Source organism: Tepidiphilus sp. HLB4, from assembly GCF_054823945.1.
In genome coordinates, this window is the sequence record NZ_JSYB01000025.1 from 19413 (window position 1) to 42075 (window position 22663).

21 protein-coding genes and 1 tRNA gene are annotated in these 22663 nt (G+C 66.8%); 4 read left to right on the forward strand and 18 right to left on the reverse strand.

The genetic code is table 11. From position 1 onward, the window contains the following. The first annotated feature begins 2 nt into the window (after positions 1-2). Complete coding sequence (locus tag OA56_RS05955) at positions 3-1253, forward strand: MFS transporter (RefSeq protein ID WP_461584045.1); 1251 nt, start codon at positions 3-5, stop codon at positions 1251-1253. Between the two features lie 23 nt (positions 1254-1276). After that, positions 1277-3367, forward strand: coding sequence for a M3 family metallopeptidase (locus tag OA56_RS05960; protein WP_461584047.1), 2091 nt, complete (start codon positions 1277-1279; stop codon positions 3365-3367). An 18-nt stretch (positions 3368-3385) separates the two neighbouring features. Here OA56_RS05960 and ubiD read toward each other — a convergent pair whose 3' ends face one another. From ubiD to OA56_RS06035, 15 genes are all read right to left on the reverse strand, one after another. Continuing rightward, positions 3386-4876 carry a 4-hydroxy-3-polyprenylbenzoate decarboxylase gene (gene ubiD / locus OA56_RS05965; RefSeq protein ID WP_055423651.1) on the reverse strand — a complete coding sequence of 497 codons (1491 nt, stop codon included), beginning with the start codon at positions 4874-4876 and terminating at the stop codon, positions 3386-3388. Positions 4877-4881: 5 nt separating this feature from the next. Further along, positions 4882-5727, reverse strand: a complete 846-nt coding sequence (gene pyrF / locus OA56_RS05970; RefSeq protein WP_055423615.1) for an orotidine-5'-phosphate decarboxylase — start codon at positions 5725-5727, stop codon at positions 4882-4884. Between the two features lie 12 nt (positions 5728-5739). Then, positions 5740-6615: a 4-hydroxybenzoate octaprenyltransferase gene (ubiA, locus tag OA56_RS05975; RefSeq protein WP_461584049.1), complete on the reverse strand. Its 876-nt coding sequence runs from the start codon at positions 6613-6615 to the stop codon at positions 5740-5742. A gap of 6 nt (positions 6616-6621) precedes the next feature. Continuing rightward, positions 6622-7182 (reverse strand): chorismate--pyruvate lyase family protein, encoded by a 561-nt coding sequence (locus OA56_RS05980; RefSeq protein WP_461584051.1) that lies wholly within the window; start codon positions 7180-7182, stop codon positions 6622-6624. Further along, positions 7175-9229 (reverse strand): ATP-dependent DNA helicase RecG, encoded by a 2055-nt coding sequence (gene recG, locus OA56_RS05985; RefSeq protein ID WP_461584053.1) that lies wholly within the window; start codon positions 9227-9229, stop codon positions 7175-7177. Before recG ends, OA56_RS05980 begins: the two co-directional genes overlap by 8 nt. A gap of 7 nt (positions 9230-9236) precedes the next feature. After that, a complete protein-coding gene (locus tag OA56_RS05990; RefSeq protein ID WP_461584055.1) occupies positions 9237-9617 on the reverse strand; it encodes a RidA family protein in 381 nt (126 codons plus the stop codon). 11 nt (positions 9618-9628) lie between these two features. Further along, positions 9629-10084 (reverse strand): flagellar assembly protein FliW, encoded by a 456-nt coding sequence (fliW, locus tag OA56_RS05995; RefSeq protein ID WP_461584057.1) that lies wholly within the window; start codon positions 10082-10084, stop codon positions 9629-9631. A gap of 31 nt (positions 10085-10115) precedes the next feature. Next, positions 10116-10730, reverse strand: a complete 615-nt coding sequence (locus tag OA56_RS06000; protein ID WP_461584059.1) for an SPOR domain-containing protein — start codon at positions 10728-10730, stop codon at positions 10116-10118. After that, on the reverse strand, positions 10727-11215 hold the full coding sequence (locus OA56_RS06005; protein ID WP_461584061.1) for a DUF2802 domain-containing protein: 489 nt from the start codon (positions 11213-11215) through the stop codon (positions 10727-10729). The genes OA56_RS06000 and OA56_RS06005 overlap by 4 nt, the downstream gene beginning before the upstream one ends. Positions 11216-11258: 43 nt before the next feature. After that, positions 11259-12059, reverse strand: coding sequence for an enoyl-CoA hydratase/isomerase family protein (locus OA56_RS06010; RefSeq protein ID WP_141055938.1), 801 nt, complete (start codon positions 12057-12059; stop codon positions 11259-11261). Between the two features lie 12 nt (positions 12060-12071). Continuing rightward, positions 12072-13271, reverse strand: a complete 1200-nt coding sequence (locus tag OA56_RS06015) for an acetyl-CoA C-acyltransferase (RefSeq protein ID WP_461584063.1) — start codon at positions 13269-13271, stop codon at positions 12072-12074. A 14-nt stretch (positions 13272-13285) separates the two neighbouring features. After that, positions 13286-15667: a 3-hydroxyacyl-CoA dehydrogenase/enoyl-CoA hydratase family protein gene (locus tag OA56_RS06020; protein ID WP_461584065.1), complete on the reverse strand. Its 2382-nt coding sequence runs from the start codon at positions 15665-15667 to the stop codon at positions 13286-13288. 49 nt (positions 15668-15716) lie between these two features. Continuing rightward, a complete protein-coding gene (locus OA56_RS06025) occupies positions 15717-17042 on the reverse strand; it encodes an OmpP1/FadL family transporter (protein ID WP_461584067.1) in 1326 nt (441 codons plus the stop codon). 101 nt (positions 17043-17143) lie between these two features. After that, the gene (locus OA56_RS06030) at positions 17144-17530 is read right to left on the reverse strand and encodes an acyl-CoA thioesterase (RefSeq protein WP_028874684.1); all 387 of its coding nucleotides are present in this window, start codon (positions 17528-17530) and stop codon (positions 17144-17146) included. 390 nt (positions 17531-17920) lie between these two features. Continuing rightward, a tRNA-Leu gene (locus tag OA56_RS06035) sits at positions 17921-18004 on the reverse strand. A gap of 16 nt (positions 18005-18020) precedes the next feature. Here OA56_RS06035 and queA point away from each other — a divergent pair. Beyond that, on the forward strand, positions 18021-19082 hold the full coding sequence (gene queA / locus OA56_RS06040) for a tRNA preQ1(34) S-adenosylmethionine ribosyltransferase-isomerase QueA (protein WP_055423654.1): 1062 nt from the start codon (positions 18021-18023) through the stop codon (positions 19080-19082). Positions 19083-19105: 23 nt separating this feature from the next. Next, positions 19106-20227, forward strand: a complete 1122-nt coding sequence (gene tgt, locus OA56_RS06045) for a tRNA guanosine(34) transglycosylase Tgt (protein WP_141055925.1) — start codon at positions 19106-19108, stop codon at positions 20225-20227. A gap of 77 nt (positions 20228-20304) precedes the next feature. On the opposite strand, the gene OA56_RS06050 is transcribed toward tgt, so the two are convergent. The 3 genes from OA56_RS06050 to groES form a co-directional block, all read right to left on the reverse strand. After that, positions 20305-20514 (reverse strand): YjfB family protein, encoded by a 210-nt coding sequence (locus OA56_RS06050; protein WP_055423626.1) that lies wholly within the window; start codon positions 20512-20514, stop codon positions 20305-20307. A gap of 140 nt (positions 20515-20654) precedes the next feature. After that, entirely contained in the window at positions 20655-22289 is a 1635-nt protein-coding gene (gene groL, locus OA56_RS06055; RefSeq protein WP_055423627.1) for a chaperonin GroEL, read from the reverse strand. Positions 22290-22339: 50 nt separating this feature from the next. Further along, positions 22340-22630 (reverse strand): co-chaperone GroES, encoded by a 291-nt coding sequence (gene groES / locus OA56_RS06060; RefSeq protein ID WP_055423628.1) that lies wholly within the window; start codon positions 22628-22630, stop codon positions 22340-22342. Between the last annotated feature and the right edge of the window lie 33 nt (positions 22631-22663).

The following is a 22663-nucleotide window of genomic DNA, read 5'->3' on the forward strand; positions in this document are numbered from 1 at the left end:
CTATGGCCTACAGCCGCCGCACGACGGCGCTCGTCGTCGTCATCGCCGCCTACGTTTTGTCCTTCTTCCACCGCTTCGCCCCCGCTGGCATCGCCACCGAGCTCGCTGCGGCCTTCCACACCAGCGCCGCCTCGCTCGGCACGCTCGCCGCCACCTATTTTTACGTCTACACGCTGATGCAGCTGCCCACTGGCATCCTCGCCGACACCGTGGGGCCGCGGCGCATCATCGTAGCGGGCGGGTTCGTCGCCGCCGCGGGAAGTCTCCTCTTCGCGCTCGCCCCGTCGCTGGAAGTGGCACTCGCCGGACGCACCCTCACGGGCCTTGGCGTGTCGGTCACCTTCATCGCCATGCTCAAGCTCTTCGCCCTGTGGTACGACGAGCGGCGTTTCGCCTCTCTGGTGGGTCTGGGCATGTTCGTCGGCAACCTCGGCTCGGTGCTCGCCGGCACGCCGCTCACGGCGCTTGCGCAACTCACCGGCTGGCGCGGCGTGTTCGTGGCTACGGCGCTGGCGTCGCTCGCCATCGCCGTGCTGTGCTGGCGGCTCATCGAACCGGAGCAGCCGGGCACCCTCAAGCGCTTCGACCGTACCGTGATCCTCGGCGGATTGGCGACCATCCTGCGCAACCGCGCCACCTGGCCCGCCGTGCTCGCCAACTTCGGCATCGCCGGCAGCTTTTTCGCCTTCGCCGGCCTGTGGGCTACCCCCTACCTCATGAGCGTGCACGGGCTGACGAAACTGCAGGCTTCGCACCACCTCTCTCTCTACTTTCTCGCCTTCGCCGTAGGGTGCCTGGCCATCGGGTCCTTGTCGGACCGGCTCGCGCGGCGCAAGGCGGTGCTGATTCCCGCCGCCGCCGTCTACCTCGCCTGCTGGGGCGTGTGCCTCTTTGCCGGCCCCCTGCCCGAGCGCCTTACCTTCCCCCTCTTCGCCCTCATGGGCCTTGCGACCTCTTCCTTCTCGCTCACCTGGGCCTGCGCCAAGGAGGTCAATCCGCCGGCGCTCTCGGGCATGAGTACGGCGCTCACCAACATGGGCGGATTCCTCGGCGGCGCCCTTCTGCAGCCGCTCGCCGGCGCGCTCATCGACCATGCCTGGAACGGCACGGTGGTCGACGGCGTGCGGATCTACGCGCCCGAGCATTTCACCGCGGCGATCGCCTGCCTGGCCGGCGCCGCCGCCCTCGGTTTTCTCGGCGCCTGTCTCGTGCGCGAGACACGCGCCCGCAACCAGTGGCAAAATCCCGCCTGAAGAGAATCCACCTCGAGGACACGATGAACGCACCAGAGCATCCGCTGCTGCATCCCTTTCAACTCCCTCCCTTCGACCGCCTCCGGCCGGAGGACGTCGAGCCGGTCATCACCGAACTCATCGCGCGGGCCCGCGCCGCGATCGACCACGCGATGGATGAGCGCACCCCGCCCACTTGGGAAGACTTCGTCGCACCGCTCGAACACGCGCTCGAGCAGCTCTCGGACGCATGGGGCGTGATCGGACACCTGCACAGCGTGATGGACACTCCCGCCTGGCGCGAGGCCTATAACAAGCTGCTCCCCGAAGTCACGCGTTTCTGGACGGAACTGGGGCAGAACGAGGCGCTCTACCGCAAGACGCAGGCGCTCGCGCAAAGCCCCGAATTCGCCCGCCTCTCGCCCGAGCGCCGCCGCGTGATCGAGCTCGACCTGCGCGACCATCGGCTTGCCGGCGCGGAACTGCCGCCCGAGAAGAAACCCCGCCACCGCGACATCCAGCAGGAACTGTCGGCGATCGCGGCCAGGTTCTCGGAAAACGTGCTCGATGCGACCAACGCCTACCAGGAGTGGATCGAGGACGAGGCGCAACTTTCCGGCATCCCGGAGGAAGTGCGGGCTATGGCGCGCGAGGCGGCGCAGGCGCAGAATCGCCCGGGCTGGTGCTTCACCCTGCAGATGCCCTTCTACCTGCCGGTGATGCAGTACGCCGACGATCGGTCGCTGCGCGAGCGCATGTACCGGGCGCACGCCACGCGGGCCTCCGAGTTCGGCCCCCCCGAGCGCGACAACGGCCCGCTCATCGAACGCATCCTGGCGCTGCGCGGCGAAGAGGCGCTACTGCTGGGCTACCCCGACTACGCCAGCTACTCGCTCGTGCCCAAGATGGCCGACCATCCGGAGGAAGTCGCTTCCTTCCTGCGGGAACTCGCCGCCCGCGCCAAGCCCTTCGCCCTGCGCGACCTGGAAGAACTGCGCGCCTTCGCCCGCGACACCCTCGGGCTCGATCCGCTCGAACCGTGGGACATCGCCTATGCCTCGGAAAAATTGCGCCAGGCGCGCTACGACTATTCCGAACAGGAAGTGCGGCGCTACCTGCCGCTGCCGCGCGTCCTGGAGGGGCTCTTCGCCCTCTTGGAACGGCTCTTCGGCGTGCGCCTCGTGCCCGACACCGCCCCCGTGTGGCATCCGGACGTGACCTTCTACCGCGTCGAGCGCGACGGCGCGCCGATCGCCTATTTCTACGTCGATCTCTACGCGCGCGACACCAAACGCGGCGGCGCCTGGATGGACAGCGCCAAGTCGCGCCGACGCGAGGGCGAGTCCCTCATGCTGCCGGTGGCCTACCTCGTGTGCAACTTCGCCCCGCCGGTGGGCGGCAAGCCCCCCACGCTCACCCACGACGACGTGCTCACCCTCTTCCACGAAATGGGCCACGGGCTGCATCACATGCTCACCCAGGTCGACGAAGCGCCCATCTCGGGCATTCACCACGTCGAATGGGACGCCGTGGAGCTGCCCAGCCAGTTCATGGAAAACTTCGCCTGGGAATGGGAAGTGCTGCAGCACATCACCGCCCACGTCGACACGGGCGAGCCACTGCCGCGCCCGCTCTACGAGAAGATGCGCGCGGCGAAGAACTTCCAGGCCGGCATGCAGATGGTACGCCAGATCGAATTCTCGCTCTTCGACCTGCGCATCCACCGCGAGCTTGCCAAAGCCCAGGAACCGGCGCCCGAACGCGTGCCGCTTGCCGAGGTACTGCGCATCCTGGAAGAAGTGCGCGACGAGGTGGCGGTGATCCGCCCGCCTTCCTGGCATCGCTTTCCCCAGAGCTTCTCGCACATCTTCGCCGGCGGCTATGCGGCCGGCTACTACAGCTACAAATGGGCCGAAGTGCTCTCGGCCGATGCCTACGAGGCCTTCGAGGAAGCCCAGGCGCGCACCGGCACCGTACTCGATCCCGATACCGGACGCCGCTTCTGGCGCGAGATCCTCGCCGTGGGCGCAAGCCGCCCCGCGGCCGAATCCTTCCGCGCCTTCCGCGGCCGCGAGCCGCGCATCGACGCACTGCTGCGGCACAATGGACTGGTGGAGGAAGCGGCGGGCGGCTAGAGGCGTCGCGCGGCGCCTTCAGCCGAGCAGCCGCTCGACGAGCGCCGCCGCGCGCGCCTCCACCTCCGGATCCTGGACGATGGCCCGGCCCCACTCACGCTGTGTCTCGCCGGGCCACTTGTTCGTGGCGTCGATCCCCATCTTGCTGCCCAGCCCGGCTTCGGGCGAGGCGAAGTCGAGATAGTCGATGGGCGTGTGCTCGGCGATCAGCGTGTCGCGCGCCGCATCCACGCGCGTGGTGAGCGCCCAGATCACTTCCTGCCAGTTGCGGATGTCGACGTCCTCGTCCACCACCACGATGAACTTGGTGTACATGAACTGGCGCAGGAAGCCCCAGATGCCGAACATCACACGCTTGGCGTGCCCTGGATAGGCCTTTTTGATCGACACCAGCGCCATGCGGTAGGAGCAGCCCTCCGGCGGCAGGTAGAAATCGACGATCTCCGGATACTGGCGCTGCAGCAGCGGCACGAAGACTTCGTTCAGGGCCACGCCCAGCACCGCCGGCTCGTCAGGCGGCTTGCCGGTGTAAGTGGTGTGGTAGATCGCATCGCGCCGCAGCGTGATGCGCTCGAGCGTGAGCACGGGGAAGACCGCCTGCTCGTTGTAATAGCCCGTGTGATCCCCGAATGGACCTTCGAGAGCCGTGTCGCCGGGATGGATGTGCCCTTCGAGCACGATCTCGGCGCGCGCCGGCACCTGCAAGCCCCCCACGGCCTCGGTGAGCTCGGTTTTGGCGCCGCGCAGCAAGCCGGCGAACTGGTACTCGGAAAGGGTATCGGGCACCGGCGTGACCGCGGCGAGGATGGTGGCCGGATCGCAGCCGATCACCACCGCCACGGGAAAAGGTTCGTCGGGGTGCAGCCGGGCGTGTTCGGCGTAATCGATCGCCCCGCCGCGATGGGCGAGCCAGCGCATGATCACCCGGTCTGACCCGATCACTTGCTGGCGGTAGATCCCCAGGTTCTGGCGCTTCTTGTGCGGCCCGCGGGTAACCACCAGCCCCCAGGTGATGAGCGGACCCGCATCCCGCGGCCAGCAGTGCTGGATGGGCAGCCGGGAAAGGTCGAGCTCCGCCCCCTCCCACACTACTTCGCGGCAGGGCGCGCGCGAGACGACCTTCGGCGCCATGTCGAGCACCTTGCGCAGCACCGGCATCTTCTCCCAGGCGTCGCGCCAGCCCCGCGGCGGCTCCGGTTCTTTCAGATAAGCGAGCAGGCGCCCGACGTCGCGCAGCGGCTCGCGCCAGTCGCCGTCCTCGCCCACGTCCTGCCCCATGCCCAGCAACACCCGGCGCGGCGTGCCGAAGAGATTGGCAAGCGCCGGGATCGAATGCGTCCGGCCTTGGGTGTGCGGACGCTCGACGAGCAGCGCCGGTCCCTGGCGTCGCAGGACGCGCTCGGCAAGCGCCGTGAGCTCCAGGTGCGTATCCACGGGTTCGGACACCCGTTTGAGCTCGCCCAGCGCCTCGAGCCGGGCGCAGAACTCGCGCAGATCGGCAAACGCCACGGCGCTCATCCCAGATCGGCGAGCAACGCACGCACCTCGGCCACGAGGGACTGCGCCGCCGCGGCAGAGGCTTGCTGCCAATCCTCGCCCTCACTCGCGTAGAGGATGGCGCGCGAGGAATTGAGGATCAGGCCGGGAAACTCGGGACGCCACCAGCCGGCGCGCACCGTGGCCGCCAGGTCGCCGCCCTGCGCACCAATGCCCGGCACGAGCAGCGGCACGCCCGGCGCGAACGAGCGCACCCGCGCCACTTCCTGCGGCCAGGTCGCGCCCACCACCAAGCCCGCCTGCCCGTTCGTATTCCACGGGCCAGCAGCCAGGCGCGCCACGCGCTCGAAGAGCCGCTCGCCGCCAGCCAGCTCCAGCGCCTGCAGCTCGGCGCTTCCCGGATTGGACGTGCGGCACAGCACGAACACCCCCTTGCCCGGGTAAGCGAAGAAAGGTTCGAGCGAGTCGCCGCCCAGATAGGGATTCACCGTGACCGCATCGGCCCCGTAACGCTCGAAGGCTTCGCGCGCATAGTGACGGGCGGTGGAGCCGATGTCACCGCGCTTGGCGTCCAGGATCACGGCAATGTCGGGATGATGCAGCTTCACGTGGGCGACGAGCCGCTCGAGCACGCTCTCCAAACCCAGGGCGGCGAAATGCGCGATCTGCGGCTTGAAGGCGCACACGTAAGGCGCGCACGCCTCGATCACCTCGCGGCAGAACACCCAGACCCCCTCGGCGAGCGGCAAAGCGCGCACGCTGCGCGGCAGGCGTTCCGGTTCCGGATCCAGCCCCACACAGAGTAGCCGCGCCGGATCGCGCCAGCGCCCGCGCAGCAATTCGAGGAAAGCCGTCTGCGTCACTTCGTTCTCCCTTCAAGCACGCCACAGATCGAGCACGACGCCGGCAAAGAGCACGAGCCCGATGTAGTTGTTGTGCAGGAATGCCTTGAAGCAGCGCGCCGGCTCGCGCGTGCCGATGAGCTCCAGATGGTAAGCAGCGATGCCCGCGGCCACCACCAAGGAGACGAGGAAAGGCGCCCCAGCCCCGGCGAGGATGCCGGCGCGCGCCCACAGGGCAAAGGCCGCGAGGTAACAGAGAAACACCGCCAGCACGTCCCAGCGCCCGAAGGTGATGGCCGAAGAATGCACCGGCAGTTTCAGGTCGTCGGGGCGGTCGGCCATGGCGTATTCGGTGTCGTAGGCGATGGTCCAGAAGAAGTTGGCGGCAAAGAGCGTCCAGCACGCCGCGTCGGTTTCGCCGCGGATCGCCACCCAGGCCATGGGGATGCCGAAGGAAAACGCCACGCCCAGGTAAGCCTGGGGCACCGGCAGAAAGCGCTTGGTGAAGGGATAGGTGGCAGCGATCACGAGCGCCGGCACCGACCACGCCACCACCCTCCAGCCTAGGGGCAGCACCAGGAGGAAGGCAAGCCCGGCCAGCACCGCGGCGACCTTGAGCGCCTCCTGGGGCGAGATCTTTCCGGCGGCAAGCGGCCGCTCGCGCGTGCGTTCGACGTGGGCATCGAAGTCGCGGTCGGCCCAGTCGTTGATGGCGCAGCCCGCCGAACGCATGAGGAAGGTTCCCACCACGAAAACGAAGAAGACCCCCGGCGGCGGCACCCCGCCTGCGGCCCACCACAGGGCGATCAGAGTCGGCCACAGCAGCAGCAGCGTACCGATGGGTCGATGCCCCCGGATCAGCTGCCAATAGAGCGGCAGGCGCGCTCTCCAGTCGAAATTCGGCTCCATCGCTCGTCACGTCGGTGTAATGAGAAGGTCGATCGGCGGCAGGAACACCTCGCTCACGAGAAGCGGAACGCCCGCCCGCCAAAAGAGCGAGCGTCGCGCCCACAAACCCGGCGGTACTTCCCGCCACAGCGCCGATGCGCGATGATACCGCGGATCGCGCGCATCGAGCCGAACCGCCTGCACAGTGCCGCGGCGTACCGTGGGATCGGCGAAGAGCACCGCGCCCAGCGGACGGTTGCCGATGCGCTGCAACAGACGCCACGGGTATCGCACGCCCTGCCACGCCGTCAGCGAGCGTGCGAACACTACCGGCACGCCGTCGGCAAGAAGCGCCACTTCGCGCACGCGCACCCTCTCCCACCTCGGCACATTCAGGGCGATCGCTTCGTCCGGATAGGGGCGACCCCATCCTTCCCAAAGACGACGCACGGCAAACTCGCGGCAGTGCGCCCGGATGCGGGCAGTGAGCGACCCCCGCTCGGCAAGCCAAGGCTGCAGACGGCGCGGCACCCCGACAGGCAAACCGGATCGCCAATGCGGCACGAAGAAGAGCGGCCCCTCAGGCATGGAGCCACGCTCCGCCGCCCGGCACCCAGCGCCGGATGAGGACTTCGGCGAGCGCCGGATCGCGCGCGAGCACTTCGTCGGCGAGCTGTTGTGCGAGCGGCACGAGATCCTCGTCCGCCACCAGGTCGGCCACGCGCAGGCTGGGCACGCCACTCTGGCGCAGCCCGACGAATTCGCCGGGGCCGCGCAGCCGCAGATCCTCGCGCGCGAGCGCAAAACCGTCGTCGTTGGCGCGGATCGCCGCGAGCCGCTGGCGCGCCGTCGCCGAGAGCGGCTCACCGTAGCACAGCACGCAGAAGGAGGCGTCGCTGCCGCGCCCCACGCGCCCGCGCAGCTGATGCAGCTGCGCCAGGCCGAAACGTTCGGCATGATCGATCACCATGAGGCTCGCGTTGGCCACGTCCACGCCCACCTCGATCACGGTGGTCGCCACCAGCACGTCGAGTGCACCGGCCACGAACCGCGCCATCACTTCCTGCTTTTCTTCGTTCCTGAGCCGCCCGTGCAGCAGGCCGACCCGCAGCTCTGGCATCGTCGCGACGAGCTCCTGCCAGGTGGCGGTCGCCGCCTGCAGGTCCAGCACTTCCGATTCTTCGATCAAGGGGCAGACCCAGTAGGCCTGTCGCCCCTGGGCGCACCAGCGGCGCACCCGCTCAATGAGCTCGCCCCGGCGCCGCTGCGACAGCAGCACGGTCTGCACCGGCTGGCGCCCCGGCGGGCGCTCGTCGAGCAGCGACAACTCCAGGTCGGCGTAGATCGCCAGCGCGAGCGTGCGCGGAATGGGGGTGGCGGACATCATCAGAAGGTGCGGCGAGAGCCCCTCGCCCGCCTTCGCACGCAAGGCAAAGCGCTGACGCACGCCGAAGCGGTGCTGCTCGTCGACCACCGCGAGCGCCAGACGCGGCAGCGCCACCGCCTCTTCGATGAGCGCGTGCGTGCCGACCACCAGCATCGGTTCCCCCTGCGCGAGCCGGGCGCGCAAGGTCTGCGCGCTGCGCGCCGGCGTGGCGCCGGAGAGCAAGGCCACTTCGACTCCGGCCGGGGTTAGCCACTCGCCGAGCTTGCGCGCGTGCTGTATCGCGAGGATCTCGGTGGGCACCATCAGCGCCCCTTGATGGCCCGCATCCAGCGCCCGCGCGAGCGCGAGCGCCGCCACCACCGTCTTGCCGCTGCCCACGTCGCCCAGGAGCAGACGGTGCATCGGATGAGGTTTTCCCAGATCGGCGTCGATTTCGGCGAGCACCCGCTGCTGCGCCGCCGTGAGGGTGAAAGGCAAGGCCTCGCGCAGGGCCCGCCGCACCGGCCCTTCCGGCTCGGGCAAGGCCGGTGCCTTGGCCGCGAGCCGCACGGCCCGGGCACGGCGCATCGACGCCTGCTGCGCCACCAATTCTTCCAGTTTGAGTCGGCGCCGCGCCGCCGTCAGCCGCGCTTCGTCGGCACCGGCGCTCGGCGCGTGCAAGCATTCCAGCGCCTCGCGCAGCGGCGGCAGCTGCTCGCGCGCGCGCAGCGCTTCGTCGAGCCACTCGGCGGGCGAAACCACCTCCAGCGCCCGGCGCACCAGACGGCGCAAGAGCCCCTGCGACAACCCCTCCACGCTCGGATAGACAGGGGTGAGGCGATCGGGCAGCGGCGCCTCGAGCGGCACCAGCCGCGGGTGGAACATCTCGCGCTCGCCGAAGAAACCGACCCGGATTTCGCCGAACCAGCGCATGTGCCGTCCCGGCTCGAGCCGCTTGACGGTACCGGGATAGACGTGCAGCCAGCGCCCCGTGAGCAGCCCCGTACCGTCGTCCAGATGCGCGACGAGCTGCGGCCGCGGCCCCTCCTTGCGCTCCACGCGCACGATGCGGCCTTCCACGAGTACGGACGAACCGGCCTGCGCCTGCGCCACGGGCGTGATGCGCGTCTCGTCCTCGTAGCGCAGCGGCAAGAGAAAAAGGAGATCCTCGGGGCGCATCACCCCGAGTTTCACCAGACGCGAAGCCACCGCCGGGCCGACGCCCGGCCAGGATTCCAGCGGATGGCGGAAAGGCGCTTGCGCGGGCAAGGCCGGATCACACCCCCAGCCAGACGACGGCCTCGGCCTCCACCATCGCCCCGCGCGGCAGCCCTTTCACCTCCACCGCCGAGCGCGCCGGATAGGGCGCGGCGAAGTAGCGCGCCATCACCTCGTTGACGGTGGCAAAGTATGATAGATCGGTGAGAAAGACCGTGAGCTTCACCACCTGATCGAGGCTCGCCCCGGCCGCCTCCACCACCGCCTCGAGATTGGCGAACATCCGCTCGCACTGCGCGGCGAATTCCGGCGGCAGGGTCATCGTGGCCGGATCGAGCCCAAGCTGGCCGGAGACATAGAGCGTGTCTCCGGCGAACACTGCCTGGGAATAGGTGCCGATCGCTGCCGGAGCCTTGTCGGTATTGACGTGACGTCGCATTGCCCTGCTCCTTACGCCCGCACGACCATTTCACAGCTGAAGCGCTCGAGCACTTTCTGCAGTCCGCGGCGCGCGGCGGTGTTGATGAGGAGCGGCCCCATGAAGTTCGCCCGCAAGCCGGTGTCCTGCGGCGTGTTCGCCTCGGCTCCATCGGCTCGGCGCACGATCACGGCCAAGGCCACATCCTCGGGCTTTTCGATCTGCAACTGGGCCGCCTCGCCGTCGGAGAGGGTGATCTCGTAGCGCACGCCCAAGGCATCCGGGTTCACCACGGAAAAGGCCACCTCGGGATCGTCCAGACTCTGCAGGATGAAGACCTTGGGACGATCTTCGCCCGCCTTCCCTTCCGCATCGTGCGCCAGCATGAAACGCTTGCACGCCTCGAACCCTGGTAGGCCATTGGGAAACTCGATCACCTTGTCTTCGGCCACGTCCACTTCGCCCAACACCGGACTTTGCAGTTTCATCGCACACCTCCTTACCGTTGATTTGAATGTCTCACTTGACCTGCATCACACCGGCAGCGCCGAGCTTGTGCTGGCGTTTGAGCCGTTCGGCCGCCTGCTGCGCTTCCTGGCGCGTGGCATAAGGGCCGACCAACACCCTGGACTGCAGCCGCGCCGGAAAACCCAGCGCATCCAGCTGCCCGGCGAGTCGCTCGGCGGCGTCCAGCCGGCCGAACACGCCCACCGGCACATAATATCCCTTGTCCAGAGGTTTCGAACGCATAGCAAGAGGAGATTTGTCCGGCATTTCCGCCGATGGGGCGGGCGCAGACGCCTCGCCGTGCAGGGTTTCCGCTCCGCGGAGATCGTTGCCGGGAGAAATGCGCTCGGTATGCTCGGCCGTGGCGCGTTCCGGCGCAGCCGGTTCGGGGCGAGTTTGCTCCGGCGAAGCGCTGGCGTTTCCGGAGGGCGGTTCGGGAGAAACAGGGGCAACGCGCGCCGACACTTTCGCCGCAACGACGGGCACCGCGACGGGGGGCGCAGGTTCGGGCGCCTTTTGCTCGTTCGCCAGGTACCACAGCGCGAAAGCCGCCACGGCGGCGAGCACCGAGGCGGGCACCACCCGCTTCCAGGGAAAAGGTGTGGAAGTCCCCTTGCCCGCCTTCATGGTGCAGTTCCCCGGTCGCCGCGCGCCATCGCCACCAACAGCTCCGCCTCGCCGAGCGTGATGCCGCAGCGCGCGGCGATCGCTGGTGCATCGAGCCCGCGGCGGGCAAGCACCATCGGCTCTACATATTCGGGGGAAGCGGCGAGCGGTTCGACGGCGGAAGGCGCCGGAGCCGGTTCTGCCGCAGCAGACTGTTCGAGGCGCTGCAATCGGTCGAGGATCTGCTGCAGCTGACGGGCGTGCTCATCGAGCGCGTGCTGCATCGCCTCACAGCGGCGCTCCAGCGTCTTCACCGTGAGATCGAGCCCGAAAGGAGCGGCCGACTGCGGCAAAGGCGGAGAAGCCATCCGTTGCCGGACACGCCACCAGCGCACGACCTCGAACACCACCCAGGCGATGCTCGCCACCAGGATCCCGCCGATCACCCACTGCACGCTCAGCGCTCCGCCGTCCTTTACCTCGGCAATGATAAAGCCGTCCGGCATTCCCGCCAAGCGGGGAAGATCGAGGCATGCACCGAAAGCGCGTTCAGCGACCGCGGAAACGTGGCTTGCGCTTGGCGAGGAAGGCTTCGATGCCTTCGACGAAATCCTCGGTGGCGCTGCAGTCGCCAAACGCCTCGGCCTCGGCGAGGAGCTGCGCTTCCAGGCTCTGTTCGAGCGAATCGGCGAGCAGCGAGCGGATACGCCCATAGGCATAGCTCGGTCCGGCGGCCAGGCGTGCGGCCAGCGCCTCGACTTCGGCATCGAGCGCTTCGGGCGCGACCACGCGGTTGACGATCCCCAGCTCCAGGGCACGCTGCGCGTCGAATCGCTCCGAGAGGAGGAAAAGCTCCGCCGCACGCCGGCTACCGACCGCCCGGGGTAAGAAGTAGGACAACCCCCCGTCGGCCGGAAGCCCCAGCATGGCATAGGCCGTGGTAAACACCGCGTCGCTCGAGGCGATCGCCAGATCGCAGGCGAGCATGAGCGACATGCCGAAGCCGGCGCAGGCGCCGCTCACCTTCGCCACTACCGGACAGGGCACGCGGCTCAGGCGCTCCACCACCGGATTCACCCGCTGCTCGATCGCGGTGCGAAACGTTTCACGTCGCTCGCCGGGCGTGCGGTCGAGCAGGCGGGAGAAATCGCGGATGTCGCCGCCGGCCATGAAATGCCCGCCGCGCCCGCTCACCACCAGCACGCGCAGATCGGGACGCTGCACCAGGGCGGCGCTCGCCGCGTCGAGCGCTTCCATCATGTCGAACGACAAGGCGTTGAGCGACTCCGGACGGTTGAGCTCCAACCGTCCGATTCCGTCGACCACCTCCCACAGCACCGTCTGTGCCATGCTTCCTCCCGTCTACACCCGCTCGAAGATCCCCGCTGCCCCCATACCCGTGCCGATGCACATCGTCACCATGCCATAGCGCACCTTCGGGTCGCGTTGCATCGCCGCCATCAGGGTGGCGGTACGGATCGCTCCGGTTGCCCCCAGAGGATGGCCCAAAGCGATCGCCCCGCCCAGTGGATTCACCTTGACCGGATCCAGCCCCAGCGTGCGCATCACCGCCAACGATTGCGCCGCGAACGCCTCGTTGAGCTCGATCCAGTCGAGATCATCCTGTTTCAGGCCGGCACGCTGCAAGGCTCGGGGGATGGCTTCCACCGGACCGATTCCCATCACCTCCGGCGGCACGCCGACCACCGCGTACGATACCACGCGGGCAATGGGCCGCACTCCATAGCGTTCGAGCGCCGCTTCGGACATCAGCAACACTGCCCCCGCCCCGTCGGACATCTGCGAGCTGTTGCCGGCGGTCACGCTGCCGCGCGCAGCGAATACCGGTTTGAGGGAGGCGAGCCGCTCCGGTGAGGTATCGCGCCGCGGCCCCTCGTCGATCTCGGCCATCGACTCGCGCACCGCCACCGTTCCCTCGGCGCCGGGCAGGTGCGTTCGTACCATCAGGGGAGCGATCTCGTCGCGGAAGTACCCTGCGTCGATTGCCGCCACGGCCTTGCGGTGTGATTCCAGGGCGAAGGCATCCTGATCCTCACGCGACACGCCATATTTGCGTGCCACCACCTCGGCGGTCAACCCCATCCCGTAAGCGATGGCCCGGTTCTCGTCCGATTCCACCACCTTCGGGTTGAGGCTCACCTTGTTGCCCATGATCTGCGGCATCACGCTCATCGACTCGGTGCCCGCGGCGACCATCACGTCGGCCTCACCCAAGCGGATGCGCGCCGCCGCGTCGGCCACCGCCTGCAGGCCGGAAGCGCAGAAGCGGTTGATCGTCACGCCCGGCACTTGCACCGGAAAACCAGCCAGCAAGAGGCCGATGCGGGCCACGTTCATCCCCTGCTCGGCCTCGGGCATGGCGCAGCCCGTGATCACGTCGCCGATCTCCGCCAGATCGAGCGACGGCACCTTTTCCGTCACCGCTCGCAGCACGTGCGCCAGCATGTCGTCCGGTCGTACATGGCGTAGCATCCCGCCCTTGCGACCCACCGGCGTGCGTACCGCTGCCACCACATAGGCATCCTGCCCTCGTTTGCTCATCGTTGCTCCTTTCCTCAGTTGCGCAGCGGTTTGCCCGTTGCGAGCGTATGTGCGATGCGTTCCAACGTCTGGGGCGTGCGCAGCAGCGCCATGAATTCGCGCCGCTCCACCGCCAGCAGCCATTCCACCGGCACCCGGGCTCCGCTCTCCACCTCCCCTCCGCACAACGCAGTGGCCACCCCCTTGCCGACACGGTAGTCGTGCTCGGAAATGAATCCCCCTTCGCGCATATTGACCAGCATCATCTCGCAGGTGGCAATGCCGTTTCGCCCCGCCACCACGACCTCACGCTCGGGCAGCGGCGGACGGTAGCCCGCCTCGGCCAGAGAGCGGGCACGACGGATCGCCACATAGAGCAATTCCTTCGGGTGCATCACCACGTCGTCCCCGGCCCGGCCATAGCCGATCGCCTGCGCCTCGAGCGCACTGCGCGAGACCTTGGCCTTGGCCACCTGCTCGAACATCGGCTGAATGAACGCGAAGACGTCACCGCCAGCGGTACGCCGGGCCATGCGATGCGCCTGGATCGCCAGTTCCTTGCATCCGCCCCCGGCCGGAATGAGCCCCACGCCCACCTCCACCAGACCGACGTAGGATTCGAGCGCGAACACCCGATGCGCCGCATGCAGAGCGAACTCGCAGCCCCCGCCCAAGGCCATGCCCTCGATCGCCGCCACCACGGGAATCTCGGCGTGCTTGAGCCGCATGGATGCCTGCTGGAATCGTTCGACCATGGTCTCCAGTTGATCGAACCGGCCAGCCTGTGCCGCCTCGAGCACCTGCTTCAGGTCGGCGCCCAGCGCAAACGGAGCCTCGTGCCACAGCACCAGCGCATCGAGCTCACGCTCGGCCCGCGCCACTGCCTCCAGGATGCCCTCGATCACCGCTGCGCCCAGCGTGTGATGGCGGGTGCGCACCGAGACGATCCCCACGCCCTGGTCCTGATCGGGGCGACGCCACAGGCGCACCCCCTCGTTCTCCCACAAGGTCTCGCCCGGATCGTCGAATCTTTCCCCCAAGACCCTGTCGGGATAGAGCTGACGCCGATATACCGCGAGCGAAGAGCGTCCCACCCACGTGCTGCGCGCCGCGCTCCACGAACCCTTGGCCGAGTGCGTGCCTTCGAGCCCCTCCACCCAGGCTGGCAGCGGCACGTTGGCGAGCGTGAGGCCGGCGGCACGATCTTCCTCGATCGACCGGGCGATGTCGCGCCAACCCGCCGCCTGCCAGGTCTCGAAAGGCCCCATGGCCCAGCCGAACCCCCAGCGCATCGCCAGATCGACGTCGCGGGCGCTGTCGGCGATCGTCGCCAGATGGAAAGCGCAGTAGTGGAACACGTCGCGAAACAGCGCCCACAGAAACTGGGCCTGAGGATGCCCGCTCGCGCGTAGCCGGGCAAAGCGCTCGCGCACATCGCGCAGGGCGAGGATCTCCTCCACTTCCGGCGCCACTTCTCCCTGGGCCGGACGGTAAGTCCCGGCGGATAGATCGAGCACCAGGATGTTCCCTTTCTCCTTGCGATAGACCCCGGCGCCGCTCTTCTGCCCCAAGGCACCCTGCCGGATCAAAACCTCAAGCCACGGCGGCACGCGAAAGATCTCATGCCAGGGATCGTCGGGCAGGGTCGTCTGCATCGTCCCGATGACGTGTGCCAGCGTGTCCAACCCCACCACGTCGGCCGTGCGGTACGTCGCGCTTTTGGGACGGCCGATGCGCGGCCCCGTGAGCGCGTCGACTTCGTCGAACCCCAGGCCCAGCCGCTGCGTGTGATGCATCACCGCGAGGATGGAAAACACGCCGACGCGGTTGGCGATGAAGTTGGGCGTATCCTTGGCCCGGATCACCGATTTCCCCAAGCGCGTCGTCAACCAACCCTCCAGCGCATCGAGCCGTGCTGCGTCGCTACCCGCATGCGGCACCAGCTCCACGAGCGGCAAGTAGCGCGGTGGATTGAAGAAATGGATGCCGCAGAAATTGCGGCGCACCGCCTCGGGCAGCGCCTGCGCGAGCGCAGTGATCGACAGGCCCGACGTGTTCGAGGCCAGCGTGACCCCTTCCGCGAGAAAAGGCGCCACGCGTTCATAAAGGGACTGTTTCCAGTCCAGGCGCTCGGCGATCGCCTCGATCACCAGATCGCACTCGCGCAGCGCCTCCAGATCGTCGTCGTAATTGGCCGGTTGAATCCAGCCGAGCCGCTGCGACTCGGCCAGCGGCGCCGGATCGAGGCGCTTCAGCCCCTCGAGCGCCCTGAGCACCGTCGCATTGCGATCCCCCTCGCCCGAGGGTAGATCGAACAACACCACCGGCAGGTCGGCATTGGCGCAATGCGCGGCGATCTGCGCCCCCATCACCCCGGCGCCGAGCACGGCCACCTTGCGGATCCTCAGACGTTCCACTCGCTTCTCCTTGCTTCACACGAATACCCTGCTCGCCAAACCCGCACACTTAAAACGAACGGGAATATTGCACCCCAGCCAGCCACACATCGCCTTCGTATTGGCCACGCACCCATCCCTTCCCTTCAGCCATCGCGTTGCGGTCGATGCGCGTGTCGTCGATGAACAGATACGCCAGCCCTAGGTCTACCCGGTTGTCGGCATCCGGCATCCAGCGAGCCCCCAGCGATACCCAGATGCGGTCGTTGTCCGGCAGCGCCGTGAGCCGACGCTCGGCATCGCGCACCGCCGACTCGTCGTAGGCCACCCCAAACTTCAGTAACCAGTGCTCATCGTAACGATAGCGTGCTCCCAAAGCCACGCGCCATGTATCCTGAAAACGAGTAGCCAAAGTATCGGCCACCGAACCGGACTGAACCCCGCTCGAACGGTAGATTGGCAGCACGTTCAGACTGCTCCAGCCAGTCCACGACACGTCGGCGAGGATCTCCCACCGCTCACCAACTCCCTGCGCCGCACTGGCGATGAAGGTATCTGGCAGATCCACCGACACCTCGGCGTCGACGCCGGCCAAGCCAACCCGTGGGTTCCTCAGCACCGGCGCAGCCGGGCCTCTGGCCTCGATGTCGCCATCGAGATCGTGCTTCACCTTGGATCGATAGGAGAACCCCAGCTTGGTCCTTTCGGTGGGGGTAAAGAGTATGCCCACGTTCCACCCCCAGGAGACATCGTCCGCTTCGAGGCGTAACTTGGTTCGCTGCATCGCCGCATCGCTTACACCGAAGGATTTCAGAGGCCCCGGCGCCGCCACGCCTGCGTAGCGATCGTATGTCGCCTCGAAACGCTGTACGCTCACCCCGAATCCCAGCGAGACCACCTCATTCACCTTGAATGCCAGGGAAGGATTGACGTTGATCGTCTTGATCTCGAACTTGGTCGAATGGAATCGGCCGATCCAGTCGTCGTCGTACTCCGTCACGAGACCGAAGGGCACGCTCATCCCCAGGCCGAGCCACAAGCGATCGTTGATCTTCTGCGAATAATAGCCGTTGGGTACCGCTGCCCAACCGCCGGCATCCCCGCCGTTGCTGCCGGTCAAGGGTGCGCCTGGCGCCGCAAGACTCCCTCTGTCATCGAACTTGAAACTGGGTTTGATCGCCGCCACGCCGAGTGAGACCTCGCGGGCTTTCAGACGTGTCATTCCCGCCGGGTTATAAAAAATTGTTCCGGCATCGTCGGCCACGGCAGCCGAACCAGCATAAGCATTGCCGATGCCGCTCGCGCTCTGTTCGATGAGCTGAAAACCGCTGGCCAGCGCCGTGGAACTGGCGGCGAACAACGACGGAATTACCACGGCCAAAAGTTTCTTCTTCATTGCTCGTCTCCTCCTCTTCGTCACGAACCGATGGGCATACGCCCGCTCTTTCTTTTTTACCTGCCACGTTCCGACGAAGCCTCCTCGGCAAGCCGGACCGTTCAGCTCCCCTCTATGGGGCGTTTGTTGCCCTGCGCATCGAGCGCCACGTAGGTGAGCCGGGCTTCGGTGACCTTCACCACGACCGGACGCTCGGGATGGCGCTCGGCGAAGACTTCGACGTCCACCGTGATCGAGGTACGCCCCACCGAGACGATCTCCGCATACAGACTCACCACGTCACCCACGGCAATGGGCTGTTTGAACACGAAGCTGTTGACCGCCACCGTGGCCACGCGCCCTCGGCTGCGACGGCGCGCTGGCAAGGACCCCGCGATGTCGACCATCGCCATCACCCAGCCCCCAAACACGTCGCCCGCCGGATTGAGATCCGAAGGCATTGGCATCACCCGCAATTCCGGTTGACGATCTGGCAGCACATCCGACATGGTTTTCTCCTGAGGACACGAATCGAGCTTCCATGATAGCCGACCCATACTCCTCTTTCTGGCAAAAAAAGGCGCTCGCCCGAAGGCGAGCGCGACCACCAAGGGAGGGAGGGAACTCTGGAGAACGCATGGGATGCACCAATTGTTTCTTACGTTTGTTTGAATAATAGCACAAAAAATTTTTGAGGCAATGGTTCACGGAGAAAAATGCCGATGAAGGGGAGGAATAAACCAGGAAAGGGTCGTGCACCGCGAAAACCACCTCGAGTAGAATCCGGGCAAAGGGTCTTGGCAGTCGAGGTATCGAGGCGACAAGCCGCCCTGCAGCCGTCCATTCCGGGCTGCCAGGCATCGGCCCATCCAAGGGAAAGAATGCGCCTGATGATAAAATGCCGGGAGAGGGAGTCGAACCCTCACGGTGTCGCCACCGGCGGATTTTGAGTCCGCTGCGTCTACCTGTTCCGCCATCCCGGCGCGAAAGAAAGATTATATGCAAGAACCCAGCCTACGCAAAGCCCCGTCGCTGACGGTGCACGACTTCGATTTTTCCCTGCCGCCCGAGCTCATCGCCCAGGCGCCGCTACCCGAGCGCAGCGCCAGCCGTCTGCTCGTGCTCGAGGGCGAAGCGCTGCACGACCGGCTCTTTCGCGATCTGCCCGGATTTCTCGAAGAAGGCGACCTGCTCGTCTTCAACGACAGCCGGGTGATCCACGCGCGCCTTTTTGGGCGCAAGGAAAGCGGCGGCGCGGTAGAGGTGCTCGTCGAGCGGCTCGTCGGCACGCAGGAAGCGCTCGCCCAGGTGCGCGCGAGCAAGCCCCCGCGCCCGGGCATGCGCCTGCGGCTGGAAGAGGCTTTCGACGTCGAAGTCGTGGGCCGCGACGGCGAGTTTTACCACCTTCGGCTCGTCGGCGAAGGCGATCTGCCCCAGCTCGTCGAGCGCCATGGCCGGCTGCCGCTGCCGCCCTACATCGCCCGCCCGGCCGAGCCGGAAGACGAAGCGCGCTACCAGACGGTCTATGCCCGCACACCCGGCTCGGTGGCCGCGCCCACCGCCGGCCTGCACTTCGACGAATCCCTGCTACGGCAGCTGGCTGAGCACGGCGTAGACACCGCCTGGGTGACGCTGCACGTCGGCGCCGGCACGTTTCAGCCGGTGCGCGTCGAGCGCCTCGACGAACACCGCATGCACCGCGAACGCTACTGGATCCCGGAAGAGACGGTGGCGCGCGTCGCCCGGGCAAAAGCGCGCGGCCGCCGCGTGATCGCCGTGGGCACCACCAGCCTGCGCGCCCTCGAAGGCGCCGCCCAGGGCGGAGCGCTGCGCCCCGGCAGCGGCGAGACCGAGCTCTTCATCACGCCGGGCTACGATTTTCGCGTGGTCGATGCGCTGGTGACGAACTTCCACCTGCCCCGCTCGACGCTGCTCATGCTGGTGTCGGCGCTCGCCGGGCTCGATCGCATCCGCCGCGCCTATGCCCACGCGATCGAACGGCGCTACCGCTTCTTCAGCTATGGCGACGCGATGTTCATCCCGCGCCGCTTCGCACGCTGACTTCCGGTCATCGAGGAATTCCCATGAGCGATACTCCCGCCTTTACCCTGCTTGCCACCGACGGCGCCGCCCGGCGCGGACGGCTGCATCTGGCGCACGGCACGGTGGAGACCCCCATTTTCATGCCGGTGGGCACCTACGGCACCGTCAAGGCGATGACGCCGACGGCGCTCGAAGACGTGGGCGCGCAGATCGTGCTCGGCAACACCTTCCACCTCTGGCTACGCCCGGGGCTCGAGGTGATCCGCCGCCACGGGGGGCTACACCGCTTCATGGGCTGGAACAAGCCGATTCTCACCGATTCGGGCGGTTTCCAGGTGTTCTCGCTCGGAGCGCTGCGCAAGATCAGCGAAGAAGGCGTGCGCTTCGCCTCCCCCATCGACGGGGCCCGCTGTTTCCTCACCCCGGAAGTCTCGATGCAGATCCAGACCGTGCTCGATTCCGACGTGGTGATGATCTTCGACGAATGCACGCCCTACCCCGCCACCGAAACGCAGGCGGCCGAATCGATGCGTCTGTCGCTGCGATGGGCTCAGCGCTCGCGGGCCGAATTCGACCGGCTGGGGAATCGCAACGCGCTCTTCGGCATCGTGCAGGGCGGCATGTACGAAGCGCTGCGCGACGAGTCGCTCGCCGGGCTCATGGAGATCGGCTTCGACGGCTATGCCATCGGCGGGCTATCGGTGGGCGAACCCAAGGACGAGATGCGGCGCGTGCTGGAATACGTCGCGCCCAGGCTGCCGCAGACGCGGCCGCGCTATTTGATGGGCGTGGGCACGCCGGAAGACCTCATCCACGGCGTGGACGCGGGCGTGGATATGTTCGACTGCGTCATGCCCACGAGAAACGCACGCAACGGGCTGCTCTTCACCCGCTACGGCGACGTGAAGATCCGCAACGCGCGCTATCGCGAGGACACCGCCCCGCTCGACGAGACCTGCAGCTGCACCACCTGCCGCCATTTCACCCGCGCCTACCTGCATCACCTCTACCGCACGGGCGAAATCCTGGCGAGCATCCTCAATACCACGCACAACCTGCACTTCTACCTGACGCTCATGGCGGAGCTGCGCACGGCGATCGAACGAGGAAACTTTGCCGAAACGGCGGCGCGACTCCTCGTCGAGCGGCAACGCGGGGTGTAACCCGGCAGCTCAGTGCCGCTCTCGCCGGCCCCACGCGCACGGTGCCACGAAGTACGCCGGAATCGATTCGTCAACGCTCAGGCGAAGACGTTGACCGAATTGCCCAGATGCGGCGGGTTCGAGGCTGCGGCCGGCGCCTGCTGCACCTGGGGCAGGGCCGAGAGCAGCGCCTGCGCCGTGCTTTCCTGCACGTCGAGCGCCTTTCTCATCACGGCGGTGCCAACCTGGTCTTGCAACTTCGCCTGTTGCATGGCGCTCATCATGCTGGCGACACTGACGGCGTCCATGGCACGCTCCTTTTCCAAGAGTCACGATATCATTTTAGTCCATCGGGACGAGGATACGTTCCCCAGACAAAAAAAGAGCCCCGCTCGCGCGGGGCTCCCGGACGGCCTTCCCGGCCCACCGAGCGGGCCGGAACGGCAGATTACATGTCCATGCCGCCCATGCCGGCCATGGGGTTGGCGGCAGGTTTGTCTTCCGGAACTTCGGCCACCATGGCTTCGGTGGTGAGCATCAGACCGGCGACGGAAGCGGCGTTTTGCAGCGCGGTGCGCGTGACCTTGGTCGGGTCGAGCACGCCCATCTCGATCATGTCGCCGTATTCGCCGGTGGCGGCGTTGTAGCCGAAGTTGCCCTTGCCTTCGAGCACCTTGGCCACGACCACGCTGGCTTCTTCACCGGCGTTGGCCACGATTTCACGCAGCGGCTGCTCGACGGCGCGCATCACGATCTTGATGCCAGCGTCCTGATCGTGGTTGGCGCCCTTGAGCCCTTTGGCGAGCACCGCTTCGCGCGCACGCAGCAGGGCCACGCCACCGCCCGGGACGATGCCTTCCTCGACCGCGGCGCGGGTCGCGTGCAGGGCGTCCTCGACGCGGGCCTTCTTCTCTTTCATCTCGACTTCGGTGGCCGCACCGACCTTGATCACCGCCACGCCGCCGGCGAGTTTCGCCACACGCTCTTGCAGTTTCTCGCGGTCGTAGTCGCTCGTGGCCTCTTCGATCTGGACGCGAATCTCTTTGATGCGCGCCTGGATCTTGGCCGGATCGCCCGCCCCGTCGATGATGGTGGTGTACTCTTTGCCCACTTCGACGCGCTTGGCTTGGCCGAGGTCGGCGAGCGTGGCTTTCTCGAGCTGCAGGCCAAGCTCTTCGGAGATGACCGTACCGCCGGTGAGGATGGCGATGTCTTGCAGCATGGCCTTGCGCCGGTCGCCGAAGCCCGGAGCCTTGACGGCGCAGGTCTTCAGGATGCCGCGCAGGTTGTTGACCACCAGCGTGGCGAGCGCTTCGCCTTCGACGTCTTCGGCGATGATGAGCAGCGGACGGCCCGCTTTGGCGACCTGCTCGAGCACCGGCAACAGCTCACGGATGGAGCTGATCTTCTTGTCGTGCAGCAGGATGTAGGGGTTGTCGAGGACGGCGATCTGCTTCTCGGCATTGTTGATGAAGTACGGCGAGAGGTAGCCGCGGTCGAACTGCATCCCTTCGACCACTTCGAGCTCGTTTTCGAGCGACTTGCCGTCTTCGACCGTAATCACGCCTTCTTTACCGACCTTGTCCATCGCCTGAGCGATGATGTCGCCGATCGACTGGTCGGAGTTGGCGGAGATGGCGCCGACCTGGGCGATCTCCTTGCTGGTGGTGCAGGGCTTGGAGATCTTCTTGAGCTCGTCGACGATGGCAGAGACCGCCTTGTCGATGCCGCGCTTGAGATCCATCGGGTTCATGCCGGCGGCGACGTACTTCATGCCTTCGCGCACGATGGCCTGGGCGAGCACGGTCGCAGTGGTGGTCCCGTCACCGGCCACGTCCGAGGTCTTGGACGCGACTTCTTTCACCATCTGCGCGCCCATGTTCTCGAACTTGTCCTTGAGCTCGATTTCCTTGGCGACCGACACGCCGTCCTTGGTCACGGTGGGGGCGCCGAAGCTGCGCTCCAGCACCACGTTGCGACCTTTGGGGCCGAGCGTGACTTTGACGGCATTGGCCAGAACATTGAGACCCGCCACCATCCGCTCGCGGGCAATATCACCGAATTTGACTTCCTTGGCAGCCATGGATCATGCCTCCTGAGAATATTCTGAAATAAAGGGGAGTCGCGACGCGATCACTCTTCGATCACGCCGAGGATGTCTTCTTCACGCAGCACCAGCAGCTCTTCGCCGTCGACTTTCACCGTCTGGCCGGCGTATTTGCCGAAGAGGATCTTGTCGCCGGGCTTGACCGACATGGGGCGCACTTTGCCGTCTTCGAGGATCTTGCCGTTGCCCACGGCGATCACTTCGCCCTGATCGGGTTTCTCGCCGGCAGTGTCCGGAATCACGATACCGCTGGCGGTCTTGCGCTCGGATTCCAGACGCTTGACGATCACGCGATCATGCAAAGGACGGATTTTCATGGTATCGACTCCTCTGGTTCGGGTACAGGTTGA